This window comes from Roseomonas sp. TAS13 (assembly GCF_001950415.1).
In the GTDB taxonomy this organism is placed as follows: domain Bacteria; phylum Pseudomonadota; class Alphaproteobacteria; order Acetobacterales; family Acetobacteraceae; genus Roseomonas; species Roseomonas mucosa.
On record NZ_BDLP01000349.1, the window covers coordinates 1 to 4,564 of the forward strand.

10 protein-coding genes are annotated in these 4,564 nt (G+C 64.5%); 8 read left to right on the forward strand and 2 right to left on the reverse strand.

The window, feature by feature from the left end; translation table 11 throughout:
• Positions 1–391: 391 nt before the first annotated feature.
• The 5 genes from ROTAS13_RS19850 to ROTAS13_RS19865 are packed head-to-tail and all read left to right on the forward strand — an operon-like array spanning position 392 to position 2,175.
• A complete protein-coding gene (locus tag ROTAS13_RS19850) occupies positions 392–829 on the forward strand; it encodes a hypothetical protein (RefSeq protein WP_075823194.1) in 438 nt (145 codons plus the stop codon).
• The gene (locus ROTAS13_RS19855) at positions 829–1,284 is read left to right on the forward strand and encodes a hypothetical protein (RefSeq protein WP_139323448.1); all 456 of its coding nucleotides are present in this window, start codon (positions 829–831) and stop codon (positions 1,282–1,284) included. The genes ROTAS13_RS19850 and ROTAS13_RS19855 overlap by 1 nt, the downstream gene beginning before the upstream one ends.
• Entirely contained in the window at positions 1,281–1,493 is a 213-nt protein-coding gene (locus ROTAS13_RS26510; protein ID WP_139323449.1) for a hypothetical protein, read from the forward strand. Before ROTAS13_RS19855 ends, ROTAS13_RS26510 begins: the two co-directional genes overlap by 4 nt.
• The gene (locus ROTAS13_RS19860; RefSeq protein ID WP_139323450.1) at positions 1,472–1,966 is read left to right on the forward strand and encodes a DUF5681 domain-containing protein; all 495 of its coding nucleotides are present in this window, start codon (positions 1,472–1,474) and stop codon (positions 1,964–1,966) included. The genes ROTAS13_RS26510 and ROTAS13_RS19860 overlap by 22 nt, the downstream gene beginning before the upstream one ends.
• Entirely contained in the window at positions 1,966–2,175 is a 210-nt protein-coding gene (locus ROTAS13_RS19865) for a hypothetical protein (protein ID WP_075823197.1), read from the forward strand. The genes ROTAS13_RS19860 and ROTAS13_RS19865 overlap by 1 nt, the downstream gene beginning before the upstream one ends.
• Before the next feature lie 227 nt (positions 2,176–2,402).
• Here ROTAS13_RS19865 and ROTAS13_RS19870 read toward each other — a convergent pair whose 3' ends face one another.
• Positions 2,403–2,750, reverse strand: a complete 348-nt coding sequence (locus ROTAS13_RS19870; RefSeq protein ID WP_075823198.1) for a MarR family transcriptional regulator — start codon at positions 2,748–2,750, stop codon at positions 2,403–2,405.
• Complete coding sequence (locus tag ROTAS13_RS19875; RefSeq protein WP_075823199.1) at positions 2,743–3,036, reverse strand: DUF6516 family protein; 294 nt, start codon at positions 3,034–3,036, stop codon at positions 2,743–2,745. The genes ROTAS13_RS19870 and ROTAS13_RS19875 overlap by 8 nt, the downstream gene beginning before the upstream one ends.
• Before the next feature lie 161 nt (positions 3,037–3,197).
• On the opposite strand from ROTAS13_RS19875, the gene ROTAS13_RS19880 reads away from it, so the two are divergent.
• The 3 genes from ROTAS13_RS19880 to ROTAS13_RS26520 are packed head-to-tail and all read left to right on the forward strand — an operon-like array spanning position 3,198 to position 4,449.
• Entirely contained in the window at positions 3,198–3,848 is a 651-nt protein-coding gene (locus ROTAS13_RS19880) for a ParA family protein (RefSeq protein ID WP_075823200.1), read from the forward strand.
• The gene (locus tag ROTAS13_RS26515; RefSeq protein ID WP_139323451.1) at positions 3,845–4,129 is read left to right on the forward strand and encodes a hypothetical protein; all 285 of its coding nucleotides are present in this window, start codon (positions 3,845–3,847) and stop codon (positions 4,127–4,129) included. Before ROTAS13_RS19880 ends, ROTAS13_RS26515 begins: the two co-directional genes overlap by 4 nt.
• 44 nt (positions 4,130–4,173) lie before the next feature.
• Positions 4,174–4,449 carry a hypothetical protein gene (locus tag ROTAS13_RS26520; protein WP_139323452.1) on the forward strand — a complete coding sequence of 92 codons (276 nt, stop codon included), beginning with the start codon at positions 4,174–4,176 and terminating at the stop codon, positions 4,447–4,449.
• The last annotated feature ends 115 nt before the right edge of the window (positions 4,450–4,564 follow it).

A 4,564-nucleotide genomic window follows, 5' to 3' on the forward strand; every position in this document is an offset into this window, starting at 1 on the left:
GACATCGTCGAGACCGGCAACGATAGTTGGCGATTCAAGAACCGCGCCTGAACGCCCCCTCAACACACCTCACAAGAGGGTCCCTTTTGCGTGCCGATCTGGGGTCCCAATTCAGTGCCGATTGACAAAGAGAGAGAATTTACAGTAAGAACCTATCTCTCGCATGTATTTACGGAATGGTTCATGATTGCCATCCAATGAACTCGGACGGTGATCGCATGAATGATCAGTCGAAGGTGCCGGAAAGCCCCGGGTATGATTTTGAAGCTTCTGCTGCCGACGCGCAGCGGCAGGCGGAGGACTTGATCCGGCAGGCCCAGATCAGGGCGGAGCCGAAGCCGGCACCGCTTCCCGATGTGGGGCGGCCCAGACATGTTGGGGATGAGCGCGCATGAGCGGCGGCAGGGTATGGCGGCGAGATACCGACCTTGTTGGCGTGGCCATGACGGTGCCTGCCGGCGAGGCGTCGCGGTGGCGCTCTGACGCGGAGCTGATCGAGGACGAGTTGCGCCGCGAGCGCGCCCGCCGGGCGGCCTTGGCGAAGCTTGATGCGGAGGCGGATGCGGCCCAGGCCAGGGCCGATCACGCGGCCGACCGCGCTGCGCGGGAGGCCCTGGCGCCCCGGCATAGGGTGCTGACGGGATCGGAGCGCCATCGGTTCGAAATGATCCGGGATGCGAACCCGAATGCCGTCGCGCCGGTGGATATTCCTCATAAGCCTACGAGCGCCGTCCGGCTGCGGAAGGATGAGGCGGAGCGGGCGCGGGGGTCCTCGAAGGATTTTCATCGCGCCATGATCCGTGATCAGGCGGAACGGTGGAGGTCCTGATGCTTGATATGATGTTCGGCAGCACCTCCCGGGCGCCGGAAGACCAGCTTGTGCTTTTCCGCCGCCTCCCTGCGGCCGAGCGAGCAGAGGAACTGAAGCGAACCCGCGACTTTGTGGTGGAGCGACTCCAGACGCGGGGGTGCCACATCTTTCCGGCGGTGCCGGTCCTGTGGCGCGGCGCGTTGGTGCCCGAGGCGGTGCTGGACGATGCGATGGCCTTCGTGATGGGGGAACGCCAGAGCGCTGCTCGGGCCGGTCGGCCCTTTGACGACCCGCTGGCGGTGCTGCTGCGCCACCTGCCGAGCTTGATGAGCCGCCAGTCGCAGAGCATCCCGGGCGGATTCGAGGACAACTTGCCGATGCGAAGCTCCAGTTCGCAGATGGAAGCGCGGGAAGGGATGCCCCGAAACGCGCTCCGCGCGCCGCTGATCCTCGACAACGAGGAAGCGGCGTGAGCAGCGGCGATTCCTACGCCTCCGCCGCCATCCGTCATGACGCTCGGCTGGCCGCCTTCGCCGAAGCCGCCGCGCTCGCCGATGCGGCGCCGGACGCAGCCAGCGCTGCCGCTGCCATCCGCGCCCGGGCTACGGCCGAGCCGTTGCCGGTGACCAAGCCGGCAACGGGAGCCTTTGGCGGCGCGGGGTGGCCCAGGTGGCGAAAATGACGCCGCCGGCTCCTGAATTTGCAGGCCATCAGCAGGCCGAGCACGAGGGCCGCAATTCGCGCGGGCATTTCCGGCCCGGCCAGTCCGGCAACCCTGCCGGACGCCGCAAGGGCTCCCGGAACGTGCTCACTGCCGCCCTTGATGCTTTAGCCGAGGAGGCGGCTCCCGCCGTCCTGGCGGCGGTGATCGAACAAGCGCGGCGCGGGGATGTTCGCGCGGCCGAGCTGCTGCTGAAGCGCCTGTGGCCCGAAAAGCGGCCTATCGTGGTGGATCTCCCGCCGGTGCACGGCACGGCTGATCTACCGGCAGCAGTGGGGGCACTGCTGATGGCCCTGGCGGACGGCCAGATGCCGACCGCCGACGCGGCGGATCTCTTCCGTGTGCTCGACGCTGCCCGGGGAGTCTTCGAGGCGGCCGAGCTGGAAGCCCGCATCGCCGCGTTGGAGGCGGCAAAGAGTTCGGAGGAAGCCTGATGCGTGTTCCGCTTCTTCGTCGTGTCCTGGCCCTGGAACAACAGGGCGGGCGCTGGCGCTACTTCGATGGCCGGCCCGTCAACGAGTGGCCCGATGACGCGCTGCTGGGCTTGCTCTCCGCCACCGGCGCGTGGCGGCCGGGGAAGGCTGAGGGGGAGCAGGAGCCGACTGACGAAACGCTGCGCCGGATTGCCGCTGACGGTCAGTAGAGCGCACCCGCTGGCGGCATCTGAATGTCCAATGCTGCACAGATGGCTTCCTGTGTCAGAGGCGCATCCGTCGCCGCATCCAGCAGCTTTGCGCATGCAGAGAATTGGCTTGGGTGCAGTAGCACAACGGAGAAAGGTAGATCCCCCCATCGCACTTCATAACGTTCATGGGCGCGCGTCAGCCGTTGATAAGCTTGCCTCTGCCTGACGCTGAACATCACGTGCTCCTACAGTGCGACCGCTGTGCGGATCTCATCATAGGGGGCCTGCACGCCACCGCCCTCGCGGTCCAATAGGCCCGCTGCGGTCAAGGCTTCCACATCCTCATGAACGCGTTTGTAGTCGCGTCCCAGCGCGCGGGCGAGCGCGGCGATGCTAGCTTCCGGATTGCGATGGACGTGGCGCAGCAGCTCGAAGCGCTTCGTGGTCATTGTTGAGGAGAACAGCTCCCAGGTGGCGAAGGAGACGTGGCTTTCCCGCACCGTTTTGCCGGCCTTAGCTCGCCGTACGGCTTCAGATGCTCGCGCCAGCGCGGCATCCAGTCCTTCACCGACATGAACATTCAGTTCAGCCATCGCTCTTCTCCCTGTTTGCGCTCACGTCCGCTGAGAAGTCGGCCAGCAGCCGATCTATGGTGGAGAAGGTGTAGGGCAACTCCTGGCCATGAATGTGCCGATGGTCGCCCTTGCCCCGCTCGTTGTCATAGCCCACCACGCGCTGGCCCTCGCGGACGTACACGAGCCGATACTTGAAATCGTGGTCCGATGGCGGGACCGGAGTGGGCACTTGCCATATGACGATCTCAACCAACTCTGTGGCGCTCAGGACCACCTTTTCCCGGAAGATCTCGACCGCCTTCATATGGCTTATGATGCCATAAATGCCCTATGGCGTAAAGCGCCATATTGGAGCATGGTTGCGCTCCGCCCTTCAAGACTGTCGGAGATCTGGATGCCAGATGCGTTACGAATGCACGTATATACGTCGTTACGTATCGCTGTAGCGACGACGGGACGTGCGCCATGACAATCCTGACCATCGCCAGCAGCAAGGGCGGACCGGGAAAGACAACCCTGTGCCAGATCCTTTCGGCCAGCTTGGCTCCCGCCATGCCAGTGATGCTGGTGGATGCTGATCCGACTGCTGCCGTCTCACGCTGGGCCACCAACGCTTATGAGGGGCCAGCCATTGAGGTTCACGCGGAAGTAGATGAAGCCAAACTGGCCCACCTGATCGCGGCCAAGGCAGACGGTCCTGGGCTGGTGCTGGTGGATACTGCCGGCTTCGGCAACCGGGCTGCCACCGTGGCGATGACCTCGGCCGATGCGGTGCTGATCCCTGCCCTGGCCGGTGAGGCCGATGTGACCGAGGCGGAAAAGACATTCCGCCTTGTAGAAGGGCTGGGTCGGGCCGCCCGGCGGGAGATCCCCGCCCGCGTCATCCTCAACAGGGTCAAGCGGACCGGGTTAGCGAAGCATGCGGCGGCTGAGCTGGAACGGGCCAAGGTGCCCCGCCTCAAGGCTTCTTTGGGCGATCTCGTGGCCTATGGCGAGCTGTCATACAGCGGCCGGCTTCCTGCCTCCGGTGCGGCAGCGGTAGAGATCCAGGCCCTTTTGGACGAACTGCGAAGGCTGAAATGGGTTCCTACGGTACGTAAGGGCGTAACGACGTGAAGGCGCCGTTGAAGCCCAGGGCTGCCGCGAGGCCCAGCCCCGAGGATGTGCTGCGCCTCGCGGCAGAAGCAGCGCCGCAGCAGCCGCCGGCTGTGGCTCCGGTATCGGACTCACTGACAACACTGAACATGCGTTTTCGAACGAGCACGGTGAACGCTTTGACCACTGCCGCGAAGGAGCGGGGCCTGACGATGAAGCAAGTGGTGGCGCACGCCCTCCAGGCCGCCGGTGTGACGGTGGCGCCGGCGGATCTGGAAGACCGGACCCCGAGGCGGAAGTGACAGGGCTTGCAGTCGCAACGGATGTTGAAAAGGCGATTGAACGCTTGAAGCGCTATGTTAACCGGATCGCCGGAAGCACGCGTTACGCGATGGCGCTGCAAGAAATTTGGGCGGCCTTCAACGAAGACAGCACCATTCAGAAAAGGGTTGCTCGGTCGAAAGCTGATACCGCAGCGGCATACGTGCACGATGCTGTTCTGCATGATCTGATCATGATCATTGTGCGGCTAATGGATAAGCCCGGCGGACACGGGCGCCCCGTCATGCAGTCTGATCGCATATCGTTCCCCGTTGTCCGCGAGCTACTGAGTCGGCCTTGAACAACGTCTTCAGGCTGTCGCCCCTGCGAGCAGGGTGCGGCCTGTCGGGACGCTGGCTTGGCTGATCGGGGTGAGGATTGCCTGTCGGAGGGCGGCGAGGAGAGCGGCCAAAAGG

Excerpts from the sequence above, each read along its gene's own strand:
- ROTAS13_RS19850 (WP_075823194.1), top strand. The coding sequence starts at position 392 with ATGAGCGGCGGCAGGGTATGGCGGCGAGATACCGACCTTGTTGGCGTG.
- ROTAS13_RS19855 (WP_139323448.1), top strand. The coding sequence starts at position 829 with ATGCTTGATATGATGTTCGGCAGCACCTCCCGGGCGCCGGAAGACCAG.
- ROTAS13_RS19865 (WP_075823197.1), top strand. The coding sequence starts at position 1,966 with ATGCGTGTTCCGCTTCTTCGTCGTGTCCTGGCCCTGGAACAACAGGGC.
- ROTAS13_RS19870 (WP_075823198.1), bottom strand. The coding sequence starts at position 2,750 with ATGGCTGAACTGAATGTTCATGTCGGTGAAGGACTGGATGCCGCGCTG.
- ROTAS13_RS19875 (WP_075823199.1), bottom strand. The coding sequence starts at position 3,036 with ATGAAGGCGGTCGAGATCTTCCGGGAAAAGGTGGTCCTGAGCGCCACA.
- ROTAS13_RS19880 (WP_075823200.1), top strand. The coding sequence starts at position 3,198 with ATGACAATCCTGACCATCGCCAGCAGCAAGGGCGGACCGGGAAAGACA.